Below are 21,714 nucleotides of genomic sequence, written 5' to 3' on the forward strand. Positions count from 1 at the left end.
CTTGATCATGAAAACGTCAGCTACCGCCTTGTTGAGTATTTCCCTGGCTTGCCTGGTGGCAGTCACGCCCGCCTATGCCCAGCCCAGCGGCCTGCGCCTGCAGGGCAATGCCGAAGGATTCACCCTGCGCGAATCCGATAACGGCCTGCGCCTGCGCTTCAGCGCAGAGACCACACCGGCCAGCATCCAGTCGAGCAGCAGCGCCCTCACCCGCAACACCCTACGTGCGGACTGGCCCGTCTTCGGCTACGGTCTGCGCACCTCGCTGGGCCTGTCTTGGAGTGCCGCAGAAATGAGCACCCAGTACACCGCGCGCAGCAGCACGGAGCCCACCACTTTCCTCGGTTTTGGCTGGCGCGGCGAGCCCATCCGCAACAGCGGCTGGAAGCTGTCGGCTGAAATGGGTGCCAGCGTTTCCGGCAATCGTGGCTGCAGCAGCATCGGCCCGGCCTGCCCGGTCACGCACCCGCAAGGCCTGAGTGGCGACGCCGGTGGCAACGGCCTGCGCCTGAACCCCTACATCAACTTTGGCGCCACCCTCAATTACTGATGCTCCTGTTTGACGAGCACCTGCTCGATCAGCTGAGTGCCGCTGCGCGCGCCAACCCGCGCCTGCGCCAGAACCACAACCTGCACACCAGCCCTGCCGATGCCGTGCAGCGTTTCTTCAACGCCATCGAACCCGGCTCGTATGTCATGCCGCATTGCCATCTTGCGCCAGACAAGGCTGAAACCCTGCTCATGCTGCGGGGCCGGCTGGGCCTGATCCTGTTCGACGAGCACGGAACCATCCTCGACACGCACACGCTGGCGCCCGCCAGTGCCTGCACGGGCTTTCACCTCGCCCCCGGCCGCTGGCACAGCGTCGTCGCCCTGACAACGGATACCGTGTTTTTTGAAACCAAGGCAGGCCCTTACCAGCCGCTTGAAGCGGCAGAACGTGCCGTCTGGGCGCCGGCGGAGGGGGCTCCAGCTGCCGCGGGCTATCACGCCACACTGCACAAACTTTTCAGCGCCTGACCTGCCACCTGCCCGCACAGCCGCATCCAGCCTTGATCCTCAGGCAGGCATGCTGGAGACGCCCGTCCCGAGCCCCTCGGCAGAGCATCCCGCAAAAGCCGCCAGCGCGTCCGCAAAAACCGCGCAAGCCCCCTGACGGCGGGCCTGCAGCATGGGCGGCATGCCCATATCCTGCTAAGATTCCCGACTTCCCAAGCCACCGGCCCGAGCGACAACAACGTGACCCACCCTGTTCCCGCGGCGACTCCTGACAGTCGCCAGAAACGCGTGCTGGTCATCGCTTATTCGCAGACCGGGCAGCTCGCGGCCATCATCGAACGCCTGCTCGACCCCTTGCGCGCCGATCCACGCATCGCGGTGCACGTGGAAACCCTGAGGCCCCAGCCGGCCTTTCCGTTTCCCTGGTCGATTGCACGCTTCTTCGATGCCTTCCCGGAGTCCGCCCATCTGGAGCCTCCGGCTCTGGCGCCTCTGAGCCTGACCGGCGACGAGGAGTTCGATCTCGTCATCCTGCCCTGGCAAGTCTGGTTTCTGGCTCCAAGTCAGCCCGTCACCGCCTTTCTCAAGCATCCAGTTGCCGCAAAACTGCTGCACGGCAAGCCGGTCGTCAGCGTGATTGCCTGCCGCAACATGTGGATGCTGGCGCTGGAGAAGATGAAGAAGCTTCTCGCCGATGTCGGCGCAGAACTGATCGACAACGTGGCGCTGACTGACCGCGCCCCCACCATGGCCACCCTGTTCACCGCTCCGGCCTGGCTGCTCACCGGCAAGCGCAAGCCCATTCCCGGCCTGCCGGTCGCCGGCGTGTCGGCGCAGGACACCGCACGCAGCATCCGCTTCGGCCGCGCACTGCGCGATGCACTGCTGGATGACCGTGAAAAGCTCCGCCAGCCCCTGCTCTGCGGGCTGGCTGCAGTGGAAGCCAACCCGCGTCTGCTGGTCAGCGAGCGTGCCGCCACGCGCAGTTTCTACCTGTGGGGCAAGCTCCTGCGCGCCGCCGGCGGCCCGGGCGCCTGGCAGCGCCGCCCGCTGCTGCTGCTCTATGTGCTCTTCCTGATTACCCTGATCCTCACCGTTGTGCCACTGAGCCTGATCCTGCAGGCCCTGCTCCGCCCCTTCCTGACCCGGCGTCTCGCCGCGCTCAAGGAAGTCCATGAGCAACCCTCCGGCTCCGGCACCGAACGTCTTCACCAATATGACTTCTGAAGTTTTCATCACCCGCACCGCAGCCTTTCTGCCATTTGAGCCCGTCAACAACGACGAGATGGAATCCGTGCTCGGCATGGTCGGCGGCAAGCCCTCCAAAGCGCGCCGCATGGTCCTGCGCAGCAACGGCATCCAGAGCCGGCATTACGCCATCGACCGCAGCACCGGCAAGAATGCCATGAGCAACGCCCGGCTCAGTGCTGAAGCGATCCGCGCGCTGGGCGCAGACATCGGCCCGGTCGACAGCCTTGCGGTGGGCACCTCGATGCCCGACCAGCTGATGCCCAACCATGCCGTCATGGTGCATGGCGAGCTCGGTTGGCCACGCCTGGAAGTCGTATCCCTGGCCGGCATCTGCGTATCCGGCGCGGCCGCCCTCAAGCATGCCTTCCTGGCCGTGAAGAGCGGCGAAGCCCGGCGCGCGGTGGCCTGCGCTTCGGAGCTGGCCTCCTCCGGCCTGCGCGGCGAGTTCTACCAGCCCGAAGCCGAGCACCAGATCGCGGCGCTGGAACAGGAGCCCCACCTCGCCTTCGAGAAGGACTTCCTGCGCTGGATGCTCTCCGACGGAGCCGGCGCCATGCTGCTGGAATCAGCCCCGCGCGGCCCGCTCAGCTTGCGCATCGAATGGATCGACCTGTCGTCCGCTGCCCACGAACTCTCCGCCTGCATGTACATGGGGGCGGACAAGAACCCGGACGGCTCGCTCAGCAGCTGGCGCAACAGCAGCTACGCGGAATGGGGCGAACGCTCGATGTTCGCCGTGAAGCAAGATGTGAAACAGCTCAATGAACACGTCATCCGCGCCACACTCACCGAGCCACTCGCGCTGATCGCGGCCAAACGCCAGCTCAAGGCGGAGGACATTGACTGGTTCCTGCCGCACTTTTCCTCGATGTATTTCGCCGAACCGGTTGCCGCCGGCCTGCGCGCGGCTGGCGTGGATATCCCGCGCGAACGCTGGTTCACCAATCTCACCCGTTGCGGCAATACCGGCTCCGCCTCGCCCTACATCATGCTCGACGAGCTGTTCCGCTCCGGACGCATCGAGCGCGGCCAGCGCATCCTGATGTACATCCCCGAGAGCGGTCGTTTCTCCAGCGGCTTCGTGCTGCTGCAGGCGGTCTGATGGATATCGATCAGGTCCCGCAGGAAGAGAACCGTACGCTGGGAGGCCACCGCAAGGCCGTCTACGCCCGCGATGCCAGCGGCAAGATGGTGCTGGTCGCGTCGAAAGGCTGGGAAGTCGAAGAGATCGTCACGGTGCAGGCTGTCGACGTCTTCCACGCCCAGGCCGAAGCCGCCCGCCAGCGTGCTGAAGCCGGCCAGAGCGCGGCACTCGAATACTGGATGTACGCCCGCCGCATGGATGTCGAGATGCTCGCGCAAGTGACCGGCCTGTGGCAGTGGCGCATCCACCGCCACCTGCGCCCGGCAGTGTTTGCGCGCCTGTCGCCGAAAATCCTGGCGAGGTATGCCGAGGCACTGGGCTTGCCTGCCGAACAAATCCGCTGCCTGCCTGAACACACCTAGGGCAAGTACCACATGCATCCGTCAGTTCAAACTTTTTTGAGCATGTCTGCTGAACAAAAGAAACGTGTTCATCTATGTTTGGCAAGCATAGCTTTGAAACAATGGGAAAAAGCCATTGCTTCGGGATTGGTTCCTTTGTCTTACCAAGAGACAGTCACTGGAACGCTCCAAGATGTGGAGGAATTACTTCCAGCTGAAGCTCTTGTCTGCATTGTCGAGAAAACAGACCCAACGAGCATCTCTGCACGTTTCCTTGAGCCAACGTGCGCATCCGGTGATGAAGATTGGCATCTGGCAGACGAGCCCATGTACGCGTACCTGACCATTTACAATGCGTTCCAAAAATATGCGTTAGGCAAAGATATTGACGATTGGATGATCGTAAATCAGGCCCTATCCTCTCTCGGCACGCCCACAGATGAAACTCACTCTGTTTTCGAAATGGCCTTAAATGAAGCAGCTTGAAAGCGCCGGTAAACGGGAACGTTTGATCTCGAACCCGGGCATCCACTCCTACCAACACCAGCACGCCGCCCACTGCGAGAGCGGCACCATTGCGAACCTGCTGCGTCACCAGGGCGCTGCGGTGTCCGAACCGCTGGCCTTCGGCATCGCGTCGGGCCTGTCGTTCGCCTACCTGCCTTTCGTGCGCATCAGCAACGGCCTGCCGCTGATAGCCTACCGCTCGCCGCCCAAGTCGATCATCAAGGGCACTGCCAAGGCTTTCGGTAGCCGCTTCCGCTTCGAGACCTTCCGCAACGCAGAAGCCGGCGAGCGCCGCCTAGACGAGTTGCTCGCGCAAGGCACGCCCGTCGGCGCACAGACCTCGGTCTTCTGGCTGCCCTACTTCCCGGAGGAAATGCGTTTTCACTTCAACGCGCACAACCTCGTCGTGTTCGGCAAAGACGGAGATGACTACCTGATTGGCGACCCGGTGGCCGAAGAGCCCCAACGCTGTGCAGTGGCGGATTTCAAACGCGCACGCTTCGCCAAAGGCGTGCTCGCTCCCAAAGGCCTGCTCTACTACCCGGTGCAGACGGCACGCAGCACAATCACACCGGAAGCCATCCGCCCGGCCATCCGCAAGACCATCCGCAACATGGCCGCCCCCATCCCGCTGATTGGCACGCGTGGCATCCATACTCTGGCAAAACGCATCGGCCGTCTTGATCCGGCCCACGAACAGAGCAGCCCCTTCATCGGCCATGTGGTGCGCATGCAGGAAGAAATCGGCACCGGCGGCGCAGGCTTCCGTTTCATCTACGCGGCCTTCCTGCAGGAAGCCGCCGAGATCGCCAGCCTGCCGGTGCTCGGTGAATTCTCCGAACGCCTGATGAGCATCGGCGACGCCTGGCGCGATTTCGCGCTAGCTGCGGCGCGCATGGTCAAAGGCCGCGACAAGCTCGACCCACCTGCCATCGCCGCCCTGCTGCATCAGCAGGCGGACAGCGAGGCCGCTTTCTTCCGCGATTTGGGTCGTGCGGCAGAGTAAGGCATGCGCATCAATCGAAAATACATGCTGCTTGCTTTGGCACTGGCTCTTACAGCGGTGACCTGCGTCGTAGTGTTGCTCTGGATGTTCCCAAGCGACGTTGTCACAACCCATTACCGAGACTTGAAGGCAGCCACGGAAGGTGACGTAATTGCGCGCGGATGGCTGCCGAGCATTCTGCCCGCTTCAACCGTCAACATCAGGACATCCAACAACCTTGACTTGAATACATCCGAGGGCTCATTTTCTTTCAGCACCTCCGATTACCCAACATTCTCTGAGCGTACCGGGCTGTTTTCGCCTCCCGCACGCTTTGTCGATCTCGTTGATCTGATGCGCTCCAAAGGCTTTGACGTTCTTTCATTCAATAGCACAGAAGATCACTCATTCTGGATTTTTTTCTGCAAACCCCAAGTCGGTTACTGCGAATACGCCATGGATTCAAAGACACCATGATCAAGAATTCAGCTTTTTTAGAGCATATTTAATCGATGCTCACAATCGCCAGCCTGTCTTTCCAGTACCCAAACGCGCCACAAGCCGCGCTGCGCGAGGTATCGCTGACGGTGCAGCGTGGCCGCGTGCTCGGCCTGCTGGGGCCGAACGGTGCGGGCAAGACCACCCTGATTTCGCATCTGGCCGGCCTGCTGGCGGTTCAGCACGGCAGCATCCTGCTGGATGGTCGGCCGCTCGCGACTGCCCGCGCCGAGCGCCCCACACGCATCACCCTGGCGCCGCAGGAATACGCCTTCTACCCGATGCTCACGGTGGCCGAAAATCTGGCCTGCTTTGCCGCCGCCTGCCGGCTAAGCGGCGACAAGTTGCGCGAGCGCATCGCCGCCTGCATCGCCTTCACCCAGCTCGAACGCTTCGCAAAAACGCGCGCCGAGCATCTCTCCGGCGGCCTCAAGCGCCGCCTGAATCTCGCCATTGCGCTACTGCCCGAGCCGGAACTGATCCTCCTCGACGAGCCCACGGTCGGCGTCGATCCGCAATCGCGCGCCTTCCTGCTTGATGCCGTACGGGCACTGGCTCAGGCTGGCACCACGGTGCTGTACACCTCGCATTACATCGAGGAAATCGAAGCCATCGCGGATGACGTGGCGATCCTCGACAACGGCCGCGTACTGCGCGCCGCCGCCCTGCCCGAACTGCTCGCCGAGGGTGGCGCACAGATGGCACTTCGGATCGACTGGCCCGTCGATGCGGCGCTCGGGCTGCTCGGCCATTTCGGCCAGGCGCAGGCGGGACACGAGGGTGAAATCCTCCTCAGCCTGAACCCCGACAGCAGCCCTGCCAGCGTGCTGCAGGCGATCGCCACGGCCGGTGCCACCCTGCACATGGCGCGCTACGGCAGCCACGATCTGGAGCGGCTGTTCATGGCGCTGACCCACCGCACCTTGAGGGACGAATGATGCTGGCCGCCCTGATCCGCAAGGAACTCCTCGCCCTGATCCGCGACCCGCACGGACTGGTCGCGCTGTTCCTGATGCCGGTGGCCTTCATCATCATCATGTCGCTGGCGCTCAAGGACTACTACAGCCCGCAGACCCGCACTCTGCCCTACGCGCTGCTCGACCGGGACGGCGGCGCACAGGCGCAGACGCTCGCCGCACAATGGCAGGCGGATCACGGCACGCCCCGACAGGTGCCTGAAGAGTGGCGCCCCGCCTTGCTCTCCGGGCAGGTGCGCTACGTGCTGACGATCGAGCCCGGTTTCTCGGAGGCCATCGCCTCGCCCGCCACGCCGCCGGGCGTTAAGGTGCGGATGCTCGCCGACCCGGGCCTGGAGCACGCGCTGTTCCGCGGCACCGAGGCCGAGCTCGCCGCTGCGGTGGGCGAGCTGCGCGCCAACGCCATCCAGGAACGCTTCATGGGCATGGTCGGCCAGGGGGCGAACGCGATCCGCAATCTGGTCTCCGCCGAGCGCGTCGCCACCCGCGTGCGCCCCACCGCCGTGCAGCAGAACGTGCCGGCCTGGCTGGTCTTCGGCATGTTCTTCGTGGTCACCGCGATTGCCAGCCTGTTCGTGCAGGAAGCGCGCGACGGCACCCTGGCCCGCCTGCAGGCCATCGGCGTGCCGCGCCGCATCCAGATTCTCGCCAAGGCCCTGCCCTATCTCGGCGTAAATGCCGTGCAGGCCGCGCTGATGCTCGCCGTCGGTGTGTGGTTGATGCCGCTGCTGGGTGGCGAGGCACTGCAGCTCGCGGGCATCGACTGGGTAGCGCTGCTGCTCATGCTCGTCATGATCAGCTTTGCCGCCATCGGTTTCGCGCTGGCAATTGCCTGTCTGGTTCGCTCGCACGCCCAAGCCTCCGCGCTCGGCGCCACCTGCAATCTGCTGATGGCCGCCATCGGCGGCATCATGGTACCCACCTTCGTAATGCCCGCCGCGATGCAGGCCGCCGCGCACTGGTCGCCGATGAACTGGGCGCTCGAAGGCCTGCTGCAGGTGCTGCTGCGCTCGGGCGACACGCTCTCCGTGCTGCCCAGCGCCGGCAAGCTCGCAGCCTTCGCCGCGCTGATGTGGCTGGCGGCGACGCTGCTGTTCCGGCGGAGGATGAAATGAGCGCCGTCATCCCCCCAGCCCAGCTTGAATTTCCCTTGGCTCCGTTTGATGCCAGAGGGAAGCGACTGCACACCGGCTCATCCATCAGGATTTTGTCCGTCGAATCGTGCGCCCATGACTTGCCTACCGAAGATCGGCAGCGCCTCCATGCGCTTATCAACGCACAGCGAAACATCATCGAGTTTGATCGTTCTGGCTTTGTCTGGCTGGACTCGGAAACAGCGAATCAGAGCGCCAATTTCTGTCTTTTGCCTACAGAGCTTGTTCTTGTCTGAGCATCTCGCCTTAATAGCTCAAAGCGCCCAATGACTGACTTCACCGAAGCCCTCAAGACCCTGATTCTGGAAGCCTGCGACAAGGACGAACCGGCCGGCGGCCTGTCGCCCGACGAGAGCCTCTTCGGCCCGGAGTCCCGCCTCGGGCTGGATTCGCTCGACGCCCTGCAGATCTCGGTGGCGATCCACAAGAAGTTCGGCATCCGCATCGCCGACAGCAAGGACACGCGCCGCGCGATGGCTTCGCTGGCGACGCTGGCGGAGTATCTGGCTGAACGCAAAAGCTGATCTACCATCCGCGAGCGATACCTATGCCAGCACTGAGCCTCTCAATTGACGGAATCACCCTCGCGACAGTTTCAACCGATGGGCTGAACGTATTGAACGTCAGGGTTGGCGGCACAGTCATTGCCGACGCTCTGGCTGACCTTGACATGAGCGGAGGAGCCTATCCAGATGGCGGCGAATCCACCCATCTCATATGGATTGGAAACCAAACCGTACAGGCAGGTCAAGTAATCAAAGTCACCATGCTGACCGATGAGCCAACGATTCGCGCGGGAAAAACCATTGATGAGTTTTTTGCCGAGGATGAGCCGGCTCCCCCTGCAGAAGCAAAATCTACGTCAAAAATCTTCGACGATCTGCGGAATACCCCGAAACGCAGGTCTGGCTTCTCTTTTCGCGTTGAATCATCCGCCGGAAAACGTGTGATCACCAGCACCAGGCCGGGCGATTTCAGCTTCGATTTCAGCGTTCTGTGGGACTCTTGGTCACCAGACTGCGCAAAGGTCTCAGTGCACAGCTGCTCACTTGACGAACTTGAGCAGAACAGTCCGATGCACGACTTCTTCAGAGATCGGATTCGGGTGGGCGAATCCATCGAATTCGAATTGACCGCCTAAATGCAAGCGGTTTTCCTCCACGGCCGCGGCCTCGTCTCGGCCCTCGGCCCTGATCTCCCCGCCGCGCTGGCCTGCCTGAAAGCGGGCGGCGTCGCGCCGGCACAGTTGGAGGTCGGCCCCGGCATCGTCTGGCCGTATTTCACCATCGACGCCACCGAGTCCGACTGGTACGCCCGCGCGCGCCGGCTGGTGCGGCAAGCTGTGGCCGAATGTGGCGCAGTGGATCGCACGGCCCCCTTGTTTCTCGCCTCCTGCTCGCTGGACGTCGGGGCGCTGGAGGATGGCGCACCGGCCGATCACGATTGCCAGCAGGCGGCCGAACGCGTGGCGGGCTGGCTGGACTGGCAGGGTCCAGTCATCTGGATCTCGACCGCCTGTACCTCAGCCAGCAACGCGGTGCTGGCGGCCTGCGCAACGCTGCAGGCTGGAGAGGCGCGCCACGCCTTGGTGCTGGGGCTGGAGCTCGCCAATCGCTTTACCAGCGCGGGTTTCGGGGCGATGGGGCTGCTCGACACGCAACGCCCACGCCCGCTGGCGGCCGACCGCGCCGGGCTGGTGCTGGGCGAAGCGGTGGCGGCGCTGTGGCTGGGCACGACGCCCGCGCGCTGGCGCATCGCCGGCGGCGCGAACGTGGTGGATGGCAGCGATGCGGCCGGCGCGACGCCCGCGGCGGTGGCGCAGATGTGCACACAGGCACTGGCCAGCGCCGGGCTGCATGCCGGCGACATTGATCTGATCAAGCTGCAGGCCGCCGGCAGCCCCGGCAATGACGCAACGGAGATCGCCGGTTTGCGCAGCGTCTTCGCCGAGCTGCCGCCGCTGGTGAGCCTGAAAGCGGAGATGGGGCACACCTTGGGCGCCTCCGTCGCCGCTGAGCTGGCGCTGCTGACGGCCAGTCTCGAAACCGGCGTGTGGCCAACGCCGCGCGCGGCGGCAGATGCGGAGTTCGGCCTGACGCAGACCAGCGCGGCAGCGCCCACGCGCACCCTGATGAGCACGATCCTCGGCTTCGGTGGCGGGCATGCCACGCTCATTCTTGAGGATTGCACGCATCGCCCAGATGCAGGCGGCCAACGGGAGTCCGGGTCAGGGGACAGCATTCCCACGCGGGAGCGTGGGAACGATCAGCCCGGGGAGCGCTCACCCGCTCACCCCGGATTGCGTTGCGCTTCATCCGGGCTACGCATCACCGGCCGTTACTTTGCCAGCCCGCCACCGCCGGACTGGCGCGAGCGACTGGCCGCGCGCCTCGGCGCAAAGCCGCGCCGCATCGGGCGCTGGGCGGAACTGGTGCTCTACGGTGCGCTGGAATGCCTCGCCGATGCGGGCGAAACGACGCTGCCGGCGGGCACCCTGCTTTCGCTGGCTAGCCTGCTCGGCCCGGATCAGGCGCTGCGCGCCGCACTCGTCGAAGCACGGGACGGGCAACCGATGCCGCTCGGCTTTCTGCAGAGCCAGCCGAATCAGGCGCTGGCGCATCTGGCCAAGGCGCTGAACTGGCGGGGCGATGCGCGCTGCCTGACAACACGTGATCCGCTCGCCGCCCTGCGCCTGGCCTGCTCCCGCGCCGGCCCGGGCGGCGTGCTGCTGGGCTGGGTGGCGGAAGACGGCGAGGGGAGCAGCCAGTGGCTACGTCTGCTGCCGGTGGCTGACGGTGATTACGCGCCGCTGCCCACCAGCCTCGACGCGCTCGGCGATCCAGCCTGTTCAGGATTCAGGCTGATCTGATCAACAGCCTGAAGAGCCGCATCCGGCGGCCATCTTCAGCCTGCCATGCCGGACAAGACCGCTCCGCGCGGCCGTGCGGACTGCCTGGCTGAAGACTCAATCTACATGCGGCTCTACAGGCAGGGGCAGGACTGCGTTCAGTTGACCGTGAACGGCAGCTTTTCCTGCCCGGCAGAGGCCTGCCCGCGCGCCAGCATGTCCATGAACACGTCGTTGGCCACCGGCGGGCAGAAGAAATAGCCCTGCGATTCGCGACAGCCTTCGCGCATCAGGAAGTCGACCTGATGGCGCGATTCGGCGCCCTCGGCGATGACTTCCAGCTTGAGGCTGCGGCCGAGCTGGATGATGGCGCGCACGATGGCGGCGTCATCCGGGTCTTCAACCATGTCGCGCACGAAGCCCTGATCGATCTTCAGGCGATCCACCGCAAAACGCTTGAGGTAGGAGAGCGAGGAATAGCCGGTGCCGAAGTCGTCGATGGACAGGCGCACACCCAGCGTCTTGAGTCGCTGCACGGTGTCGAGCACGTCTTCGACGTGTTCCATGAGCAGGGACTCGGTGAGCTCGAGCTCCAGATATTCGGGCGGCAAGCCGGTTTCGGCGAGCACGTCACGAACGCAAGCCACGATGTCGTCGCGCCGGAACTGCAACGCAGAGATGTTGACGGCCACGGTGACATTGCGGATCCCGTTTTCGTACCAGCTCATGGCCAGCCGGCAGGCCTCGCGCAGCACCCAGCGACCGATCGGCACGATCAGGCCGGACTCTTCGGCAATCGGGATGAAACGCCCGGGCGGCACGAAACCCAGCGCATCGGACTGCCAGCGCAGCAGTGCTTCGCCGCCAACGATGGCGCCGGTGTGGAGATTGACCTGCGGCTGGAAGTGCAGGCTGAGTTCGTTATGCTCAAGCGCGCGACGCAGGTGATTCTCGACCTGCAGACGATCCAGCGCATTGGCGTTCATGGTCTCGGTAAAGAAACGGTAGGTGTTCCGCCCGTTTTCCTTGGCGTGATACATCGCCGTGTCGGCGTTCTTCATCAGGGTGTCGGCGTCGGTGCCATCGTCGGGATACACCGCAATGCCAATGGAGAAGGAGGTGCCCAGCACATGGCTGTCGACTTCAAACGGCTCGGCCAGCCGCCGCAGGATCTTTTCGGCAATGCGCGCGGGGGCTTCAGTATCCTGGATCTCGGGCAGCACGATGATGAACTCGTCCCCCCCCTGCCGGCAGATCGTGTCCGTATCGCGCACACAGTGCTGCAGGCGCTCGGCAACCGACTGGAGGAGACGATCGCCAACCAGATGCCCGAGTGAATCGTTGATGGTCTTGAAGCGGTCCAGGTCGAGGAACAGCAGGGCCAGCATGCTGCCGCTGCGCTCGGCACGGCCCAGTGCCTGTTCGAGGCGGTCCTGGAACAGGGTGCGGTTGGGCAATGCGGTGAGCGGGTCATGGTGGGCCAGGAAGGCGATGCGCGCCTCATTCGCCTTGCGCTCGGTAATGTCGGAAAACACCGCGACGTAGTGGGTGATGGCATTGCCACGGTCACGCACGGCACCAATCGAGAGCCACTCCGGGAATTCCGAGCCATCGCGCCGGCGCTGCCAGATCTCGCCTTGCCAGGCCCCCTGCTCGGTGGCCTCCTTCCAGATGCTGTCGTAGTACGCCAGACCATGGCGCGAGGCAGAGAGCAGCGCAGGCGTCTGGCCGACCACCGAACTGGCAGCAAAACCGGTGAGGTCGGTGAAGGCCTTGTTGACCGAGAGGATGCGCCGCTGTGCATCGGTGATCATGATGGCTTCGACACTGTGATCGAACACCGTGGCAGCCAGACGCAACTCTTCCTCAGCCCGGCGCTGGGCGGTCACGTCATTAAGCGTCAGCACCACCGGATGCAGGCCGGTGTGCTCATCGCGCTGCAGGGGCTCGGCCTTGGCCAGCATCCAGCCGCGCGTGCCGTCGCGCCGGTCGATACCCAGCACGGCGGACGCCGGACGGCCAAAGTGCATGGCACGCGCGCCGGGCAGTTCGGAAATCGGACAGGCGCTGCCGTCCTCGCGCACGAAGCTGTAGCCTTCGGGCTCCTGCAACGGGGGAAAATGTTCGTCGAGCCCCAGACCGTAAAGGCGGTGTGCGGCGGCATTGGCAATGATGACGCGGCCCGTGGCGTCACGCATGATCACGCCCTCGCGCATGGCCGACAGGATGGTACGCATGCGTCCTTCGTTGTCGCGCAGTTCGCGCTCGGCCTGCTTGCGTGCGGTGATGTCCTCGATCACTTCCATGAACTGGCCGCTGCCGCGCCGCGAGCGCACCAGCGACATGGTGAGATTGACCCACACCATGTCGCCACCGCGCCGGACCATGCGTTTTTCGATGGCAAAGGTCTCGGCAGTATCAAGAATCAGTGCATCGAGCAGGCGATCATTCGGCTCGATATCGTCCGGGTGGGTGATCTCGCGAAAATCCCGCAGCAACAGCTCGGCTTCGCTGAAGCCGGTAATCTCGCAATAGCGTTGATTGACGCGCATGTAGCGGCCGGACACGGCGCACAGGCACACGCCCACGGCCGCTTGCTCGAAGGTGCCCCGAAAGCGGGCCTCGCTGTCTTCCAGCGCGGCTTCGGAGGCCTTGTGGGCCGTGATATCCACGAAAATGCCGCGCATGCCGATGACGTGTCCGACTTCGATCGGGCCGCGCAGATCGCGCACATGAATTTCATGCCCGTCGGCGTGGACCAGACGGTATTCACACTCCCGCTCGCCGCCACTGATCATCAGGCCGCGCAGGAAAGACAGGGCGAGTTCGCGATCATCCGGATGCAACCGGGACTGCCAGAAACCGGACTGCTGCCAGTCCGTCAGCGCAAAACCGAGCAGGCTCTCGCCCGGCGCGGAAACATAGGTGAAGGCGTTTGAGCCGGCGTCGTATTCCCAGGCCACCACGCTGGTGCCTTCGACGATGACGCGGAAACGTTCCTCGGATTGCTGCAGCCTGCGGGTTCGCGCCGACAGCTCGTGCAGCTGCCGGCGATACAGCAGGACGGCCGCCAGCAACAACAGGATGGCCGCTCCCACGACCCGGGTTGCATCGAAGCCCATGTCTGCACTGCTCTGCGCCGCACTGGCGCTGGCTACAGGCAGACAGGCGCAGACGGCACGGCTCACGCCGCGCAACAGGCATTGCGTACGAATCGAATCCAGCCCCAAGCTTGCTCCCCCGATCACCGCCGGATCTTGCCCGGCTTGAGTCATGAACCGGCGTTCTGACGACGCCGTATTGCGTATTTCATGACAGATTGCGAACGATACACCGGCAAGCAGCGCTACCCCACACGCGGCGGCAATACATTTGCCAAACAAGGAATTAGCTCACATTTCCGGGGCCTGAAAAGGTCAAATAGTGTTGCGGCGGAACGACATCCGGATGAAACACCGGCGTCACATGCGGGTCGTACATTCGCAACACGATCAGCCGCTGCGACTTCCATGAAAATCCTGATGATTTCGGATGTGTACTTCCCGCGTATCAACGGTGTGTCCACCTCCATCGAAACCTTCCGCAGCGAACTGCAGGCGCTGGATATCCACACCACGCTCATCGCCCCGGCCTACCCGCAGGATGCCGAGCCGCCAGAGCCGGGCGTCGTGCGCATCCCCGCACGCTTCCTGCCGATGGACCCGGAAGACCGCCTGATGCGTCGCCGCGAGATTCGCCACTGGCTGCAGCAACAGCCTGAGCCGGATTTCGATCTGGTTCATATCCAGACGCCGTTTGCCGCGCACTATGCCGGGCTGGAAATCGCCCGCGCGCTGGACGTGCCGGTCGTCACCACCTATCACACCTTCTTCGAAGAGTATCTGTATCACTACATTCCCTTCCTGCCACGCAGCCTGATGCGCGCTGCAGCCCGACGCTTCTCGCGCGGCCAGTGCAACCAGCTCGATGCCGTGGTGGTGCCCTCGCAGGCGATGGCTGCCGAGCTACGCGATTACGGCGTCACCCGGCCGCTGCACATCCTGCCCACCGGCCTGCGCGAGGAACGCTTCAGCGGTGGCGACGGAGCGGCCTTCCGCCAGCTGCACGGCATCGCTCCGGAGCGCCCTCTACTGCTGTTTGTCGGCCGCGTGGCCTTCGAAAAAAACATCGGTTTCCTGCTGGAGGTCGTCGACCGGGTGCGCCAGACACTGCCTGACGTGCTCCTGCTGGTCACCGGTGAAGGCCCGGCCCTGGCTGGCTTGCGCAGTCAGGCCGCGGCTCTAGGGCTGAACGATCACGTCCGTTTTCTCGGCTATCTGGACCGGCGCAATGCGCTGGCGGATTGCTACCGTGCGGCAGACCTGTTCGTGTTTGCCTCGCGCACCGAAACCCAGGGGCTGGTCCTGCTCGAAGCCATGGCTCTCGGCTGCCCGGTGCTGGCACTGTCGGTCATGGGTACCCGCGAGATCCTCGAAGGCGCGGCGGGTACAGTGATTGCGCAGGATGATGTGGCGGACTTTGCGGCCAAGTCCGTTGCGCTGCTGGCAGATCGTGTTGCGCTGAAAGCACTGGGGAATGCCGCTGCAGCCACCGCGCGAACCTGGTCGGCGCGAGAAATGGCCCTTCGGCTGGGCGCGCTGTATCAGGATTTGATTGTCCGAAGAGCCGCCTCCAGCAAGGATCTTCAGGCAGGCATGCCGGAAAGCTCCACCCAGAGCGGCTGACCGGGACAGCCCCGTGCGAAGCCGCGCGCTTACTTGATGCGGCGCAGATGGCCGCCCTTTGGCGGAGCGGGAGGCTCAGGTTCTGGAGAAGGCTCGACGGCCTCGCCGGACACCTCCACCAGGTCTTCTGCCGCAAGCACACCACCCAGTTCCATGCCGGAACCTGCGATAGCACCCAGCTCGAAAGCCATGCCCTGACCATTCTCACGCGCATAGATGGCGAGAATCTGGCTCATCGGCACATACAGGCTCTGTGCCACACCACCAAAGCGCGCCTGGCAGGTCACTTCATCAGCTGAAATCTGCAAGCCACCTGTCGCGTAGGGCGCGATGTTCAGCACGATCTGACCGTCGCGCACATGCTGCACCGGCACGCGCGTGCGCTCGTTCACCTGCACCACGATGTAGGGCGTGAAACTGTTGTCCACACACCATTCATGAATGGCACGGACCAGATAGGGCTTGGTAGAGGAAGGCTGAGGGGTGCTCATGGTGCAGACCTTGAAAACAATTCGGGCGCGAAATGCGCCCGAACATGATCTCACGAGTTCAGAGAAGTGATCTCCTGCTCGGGAAATGCCCAGCTGCCGTAGCGAGCGGAGCCGAGTTTGAGAGGAGAAGCGCAGCCGTATATGAATACGGCGAGCATCGCAGTCTCAAAATCGGCCCGCACAGCAGGCCGATGGGTGTTTACCGACGCATGGCGCGTTCGGAGGGGGTCAGCGCATCGATGAAGCCTTGGCGGGTAAAGATCCGCTCGGCGTACTTCATCAGCGGCGCAGCCGTCTTCGGCAGCTCGATGTTGTAATGCTCAAGGCGCCACAGCAGCGGGGCAATCGCCACGTCGAGCATGGAGAACTCGTCGCCGAGCATGTACTTCTGCTTGGCAAACAGCGGCACGAGTTGCAACAGCTGGTCGCGGACATGGCCACGAGCCTTGTCGGCCGCAGCCTTCTGGTTCTTTTCCAGCGCTTCGATGTGCGAGAACAGTTCGTTTTCCAGCGTGTGCAGGATCTGACGGGCCTTGGCACGCATGATCGGATCCGGCGGCATCAGCTGCGGATGCGGGAAGCGCTCATCGATGTACTCATTGATGATGTTCGATTCGTACAGGACCAGATCACGATCCACCATCACCGGCACGCGGTTGTAGGGATTGATGACGGCAATGTCCTCAGGCTTGTTGAAGAGGTCTACGTCAACGACCTGGAAATCCATGCCTTTTTCGTACAGCACGATCCGGCAGCGGTGGCTAAAGGGATCCGTTGTACCGGAATACAAGTTCATCATTGCGGAATTACTCCAGGAATATTCAGTGTCACGAACCACCCGACGCGCCTGCTGCGCGTCGCTGTCGCGACCAGCCAACACCATCATTTGGTTCACACCCGATCAATGCACGTCTTTCCAGTATGCCCGCTTGAGCAGCCAGGAAACGACGGCAAACACACTCAGAACAGCAAGCACCAGCCAGCCCATGCTGCGGCGGGTTTCCTGGCCCGGCTCACCCATCCAGGTGATGAAGGAAACCAGATTGGCGACCTGCTCGTCATACTCTTCTTTCGTCAGCGTGCCCGGCTTCACGATCTCCAGGCTTTCCAGATGGGTGACCTTGTTGCCATGGCCATCATCCTTGGTGACGAAATGCGCTTCCTGCTCGCCCTGCAGACCCCACAGGGCATGCGGCATGCCTACGCCAGGAAACAGCACGTTGTTCCAGCCGGTCGGACGCGAATCGTCACGGTAGAACTGGCGCAGATAGGTATACAACCAGTCGGCGCCACTGCCTTGTTCGGAAGCACGCGCGCGGGCAATCACGGACAGATCCGGCGGCGCAACACCGAACCACTTGCGCGCATCGTCGCGACGCAGCGCCACCATCATCTGCTCGCCCGGCTTGTCGGCAGCGAACATCAGATTATCCTTGATCTGCTGTTCGGAAAGACCGATCTGGGTCAAGGTGTTGTAACGCACCGAGCTCGCACCGTGACAGCTCAGGCAGTAATTGACGAAGAGCTTGGCGCCCTGCTGCAGGGAAGCATCGTCAAAACGCACCGGCGCCTTGTCGAGCGCCGGCCCGCCGGCTGCCTGGGCCACCATGGGGACACCGGCCATCGTCACCGCCAGTGCGGCGGCAGCAAGCAATTTATTGAGCAGACTCATTTCGAGGTCACCCTTTCCGGTTCGGGTTTGGTCTTGTCGATGCGCGAATACCAGGGCATCAGGCCAAAGAAGGCCAGATACAGGATGGTGCAGATCGCCGCCACCGGGCCGCCCGGGATCAGACCGAAGAAGGCATAGCCCGGAGCCTTGGTGCCGAGGAAACCCAGCAGCACGAAACTGATCACGAACAGGGTCAGGATGGTCTTGAACAGCGGCCCCTTGTAGCGGATTGACTTGACCGGGCTCTGATCCAGCCAGGGCAGCAGGCCGAAGAGCATCACCGAGCCGCCCATCATTGCCACGCCCCAGAATTTGGCGTCCAGACCGCGCCCGAGGTGCACGCCCAGCACCACCGGATCAATCGGTGGCGGCGTGAAGCCGAATACCGTCAGACCGAAGAAGCCCCAGTACAGACCCGCCACCAGCAACAGGCAGGCACGCTTGATCCACACGCAGCCCGTACCACGGAAGGTCAGTCCGGCAATCAGTGCCACGAAAGCCCACAGCACTGGCAGGAAGTCCGAGGTCGTGGCGCGCAGCATCGAATAGAAGGGCGTGAAGTACCAGACCGGTGCAATGTGCGCGGGGGTCTTCAGCGAATCTGCCGGGAAGAAGTTGTTGAACTCCAGGAAGTAACCACCGCCTTCAGGTGCGAAGAACACGATGATGGCAAAGACGATCAGGAAGATCGATACGCCGAAGATGTCCTTCACGGTGTAGTACGGGTGGAAAGGAATGCCATCCAGCGGAATGCCATTCGCGTCCTTGTACTTCTTGATCTCGACGCCATCCGGATTGTTCGAGCCGACTTCATGCAGCGCAATCAGGTGCGCCGCCACCAGGCCCAGCAGCACCAGAGGAATCGCGATCACGTGGAAGGCAAAGAAGCGGTTCAGCGTCGCATCCGACACGACGAAATCACCGCGGATGAAGATCGACAGATCCGGCCCGATCACCGGGATCGCCTCGAACAGATTGACGATCACCTGCGCGCCCCAGAACGACATCTGGCCCCAAGGCAGCAGATAGCCGAAGAAGGCTTCGGCCATCAGGCACAGGAAGATTGCCATGCCGAACAGCCAGATCAGCTCGCGCGGTTTGCGGTAGGAACCGTAGAGCAGGCCACGGAACATGTGCAGGTACACCACGATGAAGAACATCGAGGCCCCCGTGGAGTGCATGTAGCGGATGAACTTGCCGCCCGCCACGTCGCGCATGATGTATTCCACACTGGCAAAGGCCACCGGCACACCGGCGGCATTCAGCGAGGCATCCGGCTTGTAGTGCATTACCAGAAAGATGCCGGTGACGATCTGGATCACCAGCACCAGCAGCGCCAGCGAGCCGAAGAAGTACCAGAAGTTGAAATTCTTCGGTGCGTAATACTCGGCCAGGTGCTCACGGTACAGCGTGGTCAGCGGAAAACGTTCATCCACCCAGCCCAGCAATTGTTGCGCCTTGTCAGTCACGATCTTGCAGCATGTCATCGTTCAGGCCTCCGCAGAATCTTTGCCGATGAGCAGGCGGGTATCACTCAGATAGGCGTGCGGCGGAATCACCAGATTCGTCGGCGCCGGCATGCTCTTGAAGACCCGCCCGGCCAGATCGAACTGGGAGCCATGGCACGGACACAGAAAACCGCCGTTCCAGGCGTCGCCCATGCCGCTTTCGCTCCCCACGGCAAACTTGGGATTCGGCGAACAGCCCAGATGGGTACAGACCCCAAGGCAGACGAAGAACTCGTCCTTGATCGCTCGCGCCACACCTTTCACGTACTCGGGCTGCACCGCGCGTTCGGAAGCCGGATCCGCCAGCGCGGCATCATTCTTCGACAGCGCCGCAATCATTTCAGGGGTTCGGCGCAGGATCCACACCGGCTTGCCCTGCCATTCGACCGTGATCATTTCTCCGGCCTTGATCTTCGAGAGATCCACTTCCACCGGGGCGCCGGCGGCCTTGGCGCGTTCGGACGGCATGAAACTGGCAACAAAGGGCGTTGCTACACCCAGGCCCACGACCGCTCCCGCACCGACCGTGGCGGCCAGCATGGTGCGACGTGAATCCAGGCTGCAAGCGCAGCAGGACTCTCCGCCGGATGCATCTTGTTTGTTATCGCTCATTGCAAACCCCGAGTGATTGTGATTCAAAGCTGGGCGATTATAGCCAATTCGGCAGCATGGATTAAAGTCCACGCCCCTCCCAAAACACGCAAAACCAGTACTGAAGCCACTCTCCGACACAAAGAAACCCTTATGGCATCCTCCAGAGGCGCGTCCGAAAGCTCGTTTCCTGAGGTTCAAGCCGTGTTTTGATGCCCTGCAGGACCACCTTCATCTTTCTGCGGCATACTTCATGCATTGTCATCCCCACTGCCCTCAGGAACACTCAACATGGCCAAGAGCATCATTTCCGACATGGACGGCGTCATCTACCGCGGCAAGCAGCTCGTGCCCGGCGCCAAGGACTTCGTGCAGCGTTTGCTGGATACGCAGACCCCGTTCCTGTTTCTCACCAACAACGCTGAACAGACCCCGCTGGACCTGAAGCTCAAACTTGCCAGTCTGGGCATCGAAGGCCTGACCGAAGCCAACTTCATCACCGCAGCCATGGCCACGGCGATGTTTCTCAAGAACCAGAACCAGAAACAGCACGCCACGGCCTACGTAATGGGGGGTGGTGGCCTGATCAACGAGCTCTACAACGTCGGATTCTCGATTTCGGAATCCAACCCGGACTACGTGGTCGTCGCAAAATGCTCGTCATTGAGTTACGAACAGCTCAAGAAAGCCGTGCGCTTCATTGATCAGGGCGCCAAATTCATCGGCACCAACCCCGACATGATCGATCCGGTCGAAGGCGGTCTGGAGCCCGCTGCAGGCACGCTGCTCGCCGCCATTTCGGCCGCTACCGGCAAAAAACCCTATATCGTCGGCAAGCCCAACTCGCTGATGATGATGCTGGCCGCGCGCAAGCTCGGCGCGCACCCGGAAGAGTGCGTCATGATCGGTGACCGCATGGACACCGATATCGTTGGCGGCATGGAAGCAGGCATGGGCACCATTCTGGTGCTCTCCGGCGTCACCACCCCGCAACTGATGACCGAGTTTCCCTACAAACCGGATTACGTCTTCAACACGGTTGGCGACATCGATCTCGCCGCGCTCTGAGCCCGCCACGTCTCAAGCAATGCTGCAGCGCATCCGCCAAAGGAGAAGCATCTCCTTTGAGCGGGTCGCATGACCAAAACACCATACAGATCAAAGCCAAAAACAATCTTCCGCCCGAAGGTGCCTGATGCGCCGGCTGACGAATCAGCCTAGACTTTTTGCGTCCGCACAATTTCAGGAGGGTTGGCCATGTTCAGTCTCAGAGGGAAACTCGGTCTCATCGTCGGCGTCGCCAACGATCACAGCATCGCCTACGGCTGCGCCAAGGCTTTCCGCCAGGGTGGCGCAGATCTGGCCATCACCTATCTGAACCCGAAATCGGAAAGTTACGTGCGGCCGCTGGCCGAACAACTGGGGGCGCAGTTGATTCTGCCGCTGGATGTGGAAAAGCCCGGCGAACTCGAAGCCGTCTTCGAGGCCATCCAGAAGCAATGGGGGCGACTGGACTTTCTCGTCCACTCGATTGCCTTTGCCCCCAAGGAAGATCTGCACGGTCGCGTCACAGATTGCTCACGCGAAGGCTTCTCCCGGGCCATGGACATCTCCTGCCACTCCTTCATGCGCATGGCCAAGCTCGCCGAACCACTGATGATGCAAGGCGGCTGCCTGCTCACCATGAGCTATCACGGCGCCGATGAAGTCGTTGCCAACTACGGCATGATGGGCCCGGTGAAAGCCGCACTGCAGTCGGCCACCCGCTATGTCGCCTCCGAACTCGGCCCCAAGGGCATCCGCGTACACGCCATCTCACCGGGGCCGCTGGCCACCCGTGCCGCCTCGGGCATCAAGAATTTCGACAACCTGATGCAATCGGCCGCCGAGCGCGCGCCCCTGCACAAGCTGGTGGATATCGACGACGTCGGAGCCCTGTGCGCCTATCTTGTCAGCGACGGCGCCCGTTCGCTGACGGGCGGAACGATCCACGTGGACGGTGGTTACAACATCATTGATTGAGG

Annotated in this window: 23 protein-coding genes; 17 read left to right on the forward strand and 6 right to left on the reverse strand. The window is 62.8% G+C overall.

Annotated elements, in window-relative coordinates:
- Window positions 1-7 precede the first annotated feature (7 nt).
- The 14 genes from Q9Q94_RS15475 to Q9Q94_RS15540 all read left to right on the forward strand — a co-directional run bounded on the left by Q9Q94_RS15475 (window position 8) and on the right by Q9Q94_RS15540 (window position 10,725).
- Window positions 8-550, forward strand: a complete 543-nt coding sequence (locus Q9Q94_RS15475) for a hypothetical protein (protein ID WP_305981026.1) — start codon at window positions 8-10, stop codon at window positions 548-550.
- Window positions 550-1,020, forward strand: coding sequence for a WbuC family cupin fold metalloprotein (locus Q9Q94_RS15480; RefSeq protein WP_305981027.1), 471 nt, complete (start codon window positions 550-552; stop codon window positions 1,018-1,020). The genes Q9Q94_RS15475 and Q9Q94_RS15480 overlap by 1 nt, the downstream gene beginning before the upstream one ends.
- A gap of 219 nt (window positions 1,021-1,239) precedes the next feature.
- Complete coding sequence (locus tag Q9Q94_RS15485) at window positions 1,240-2,226, forward strand: dialkylrecorsinol condensing enzyme (RefSeq protein ID WP_305981028.1); 987 nt, start codon at window positions 1,240-1,242, stop codon at window positions 2,224-2,226.
- Complete coding sequence (locus Q9Q94_RS15490; protein ID WP_305981029.1) at window positions 2,174-3,352, forward strand: beta-ketoacyl-ACP synthase III; 1,179 nt, start codon at window positions 2,174-2,176, stop codon at window positions 3,350-3,352. Before Q9Q94_RS15485 ends, Q9Q94_RS15490 begins: the two co-directional genes overlap by 53 nt.
- On the forward strand, window positions 3,352-3,756 hold the full coding sequence (locus Q9Q94_RS15495) for a hypothetical protein (protein ID WP_305981030.1): 405 nt from the start codon (window positions 3,352-3,354) through the stop codon (window positions 3,754-3,756). The genes Q9Q94_RS15490 and Q9Q94_RS15495 overlap by 1 nt, the downstream gene beginning before the upstream one ends.
- Window positions 3,757-3,798: 42 nt before the next feature.
- Complete coding sequence (locus tag Q9Q94_RS15500; RefSeq protein WP_305981031.1) at window positions 3,799-4,221, forward strand: hypothetical protein; 423 nt, start codon at window positions 3,799-3,801, stop codon at window positions 4,219-4,221.
- On the forward strand, window positions 4,208-5,248 hold the full coding sequence (locus tag Q9Q94_RS15505) for a BtrH N-terminal domain-containing protein (protein ID WP_305981032.1): 1,041 nt from the start codon (window positions 4,208-4,210) through the stop codon (window positions 5,246-5,248). The genes Q9Q94_RS15500 and Q9Q94_RS15505 overlap by 14 nt, the downstream gene beginning before the upstream one ends.
- Window positions 5,249-5,251: 3 nt before the next feature.
- Window positions 5,252-5,704: a hypothetical protein gene (locus Q9Q94_RS15510; RefSeq protein WP_305981033.1), complete on the forward strand. Its 453-nt coding sequence runs from the start codon at window positions 5,252-5,254 to the stop codon at window positions 5,702-5,704.
- Between the two features lie 35 nt (window positions 5,705-5,739).
- Window positions 5,740-6,663: an ABC transporter ATP-binding protein gene (locus Q9Q94_RS15515; protein ID WP_305981034.1), complete on the forward strand. Its 924-nt coding sequence runs from the start codon at window positions 5,740-5,742 to the stop codon at window positions 6,661-6,663.
- A complete protein-coding gene (locus Q9Q94_RS15520) occupies window positions 6,660-7,817 on the forward strand; it encodes an ABC transporter permease (protein WP_305981035.1) in 1,158 nt (385 codons plus the stop codon). Before Q9Q94_RS15515 ends, Q9Q94_RS15520 begins: the two co-directional genes overlap by 4 nt.
- Window positions 7,814-8,092, forward strand: coding sequence for a hypothetical protein (locus tag Q9Q94_RS15525; protein ID WP_305981036.1), 279 nt, complete (start codon window positions 7,814-7,816; stop codon window positions 8,090-8,092). The genes Q9Q94_RS15520 and Q9Q94_RS15525 overlap by 4 nt, the downstream gene beginning before the upstream one ends.
- Before the next feature lie 30 nt (window positions 8,093-8,122).
- Complete coding sequence (locus Q9Q94_RS15530; protein ID WP_305981037.1) at window positions 8,123-8,380, forward strand: phosphopantetheine-binding protein; 258 nt, start codon at window positions 8,123-8,125, stop codon at window positions 8,378-8,380.
- A 23-nt stretch (window positions 8,381-8,403) separates the two neighbouring features.
- The gene (locus Q9Q94_RS15535; protein WP_305981038.1) at window positions 8,404-8,997 is read left to right on the forward strand and encodes a hypothetical protein; all 594 of its coding nucleotides are present in this window, start codon (window positions 8,404-8,406) and stop codon (window positions 8,995-8,997) included.
- Window positions 8,998-10,725 (forward strand): beta-ketoacyl synthase N-terminal-like domain-containing protein, encoded by a 1,728-nt coding sequence (locus tag Q9Q94_RS15540; RefSeq protein ID WP_305981039.1) that lies wholly within the window; start codon window positions 8,998-9,000, stop codon window positions 10,723-10,725.
- A gap of 137 nt (window positions 10,726-10,862) precedes the next feature.
- On the opposite strand, the gene Q9Q94_RS15545 is transcribed toward Q9Q94_RS15540, so the two are convergent.
- Entirely contained in the window at window positions 10,863-13,979 is a 3,117-nt protein-coding gene (locus tag Q9Q94_RS15545) for an EAL domain-containing protein (RefSeq protein WP_305981040.1), read from the reverse strand.
- A 234-nt stretch (window positions 13,980-14,213) separates the two neighbouring features.
- Between Q9Q94_RS15545 and Q9Q94_RS15550 the strand changes: the two genes are divergently transcribed.
- Window positions 14,214-15,428: a glycosyltransferase gene (locus Q9Q94_RS15550; RefSeq protein ID WP_305981041.1), complete on the forward strand. Its 1,215-nt coding sequence runs from the start codon at window positions 14,214-14,216 to the stop codon at window positions 15,426-15,428.
- A gap of 29 nt (window positions 15,429-15,457) precedes the next feature.
- On the opposite strand, the gene Q9Q94_RS15555 is transcribed toward Q9Q94_RS15550, so the two are convergent.
- The 5 genes from Q9Q94_RS15555 to petA form a co-directional block, all read right to left on the reverse strand.
- The gene (locus tag Q9Q94_RS15555; RefSeq protein WP_305981042.1) at window positions 15,458-15,919 is read right to left on the reverse strand and encodes a ClpXP protease specificity-enhancing factor; all 462 of its coding nucleotides are present in this window, start codon (window positions 15,917-15,919) and stop codon (window positions 15,458-15,460) included.
- 199 nt (window positions 15,920-16,118) lie between these two features.
- Window positions 16,119-16,718 carry a glutathione S-transferase N-terminal domain-containing protein gene (locus tag Q9Q94_RS15560; RefSeq protein ID WP_305981149.1) on the reverse strand — a complete coding sequence of 200 codons (600 nt, stop codon included), beginning with the start codon at window positions 16,716-16,718 and terminating at the stop codon, window positions 16,119-16,121.
- A 102-nt stretch (window positions 16,719-16,820) separates the two neighbouring features.
- Window positions 16,821-17,591: a cytochrome c1 gene (locus tag Q9Q94_RS15565; protein ID WP_305981043.1), complete on the reverse strand. Its 771-nt coding sequence runs from the start codon at window positions 17,589-17,591 to the stop codon at window positions 16,821-16,823.
- Entirely contained in the window at window positions 17,588-19,078 is a 1,491-nt protein-coding gene (locus tag Q9Q94_RS15570; RefSeq protein WP_371929864.1) for a cytochrome bc complex cytochrome b subunit, read from the reverse strand. Before Q9Q94_RS15570 ends, Q9Q94_RS15565 begins: the two co-directional genes overlap by 4 nt.
- A gap of 3 nt (window positions 19,079-19,081) precedes the next feature.
- Window positions 19,082-19,711: a ubiquinol-cytochrome c reductase iron-sulfur subunit gene (gene petA / locus Q9Q94_RS15575; protein ID WP_371929865.1), complete on the reverse strand. Its 630-nt coding sequence runs from the start codon at window positions 19,709-19,711 to the stop codon at window positions 19,082-19,084.
- A 270-nt stretch (window positions 19,712-19,981) separates the two neighbouring features.
- Here petA and Q9Q94_RS15580 point away from each other — a divergent pair, with 270 nt between their 5' ends.
- Together Q9Q94_RS15580 and fabI are read left to right on the forward strand one after the other, a co-directional pair.
- Entirely contained in the window at window positions 19,982-20,758 is a 777-nt protein-coding gene (locus Q9Q94_RS15580) for an HAD-IIA family hydrolase (RefSeq protein ID WP_305981044.1), read from the forward strand.
- Window positions 20,759-20,947: 189 nt separating this feature from the next.
- Window positions 20,948-21,712 carry an enoyl-ACP reductase FabI gene (gene fabI, locus Q9Q94_RS15585; protein WP_305981045.1) on the forward strand — a complete coding sequence of 255 codons (765 nt, stop codon included), beginning with the start codon at window positions 20,948-20,950 and terminating at the stop codon, window positions 21,710-21,712.
- Window positions 21,713-21,714 lie beyond the last annotated feature (2 nt).

Source organism: Uliginosibacterium sp. 31-16 (assembly GCF_030730865.1).
Lineage (GTDB): Bacteria > Pseudomonadota > Gammaproteobacteria > Burkholderiales > Rhodocyclaceae > Uliginosibacterium.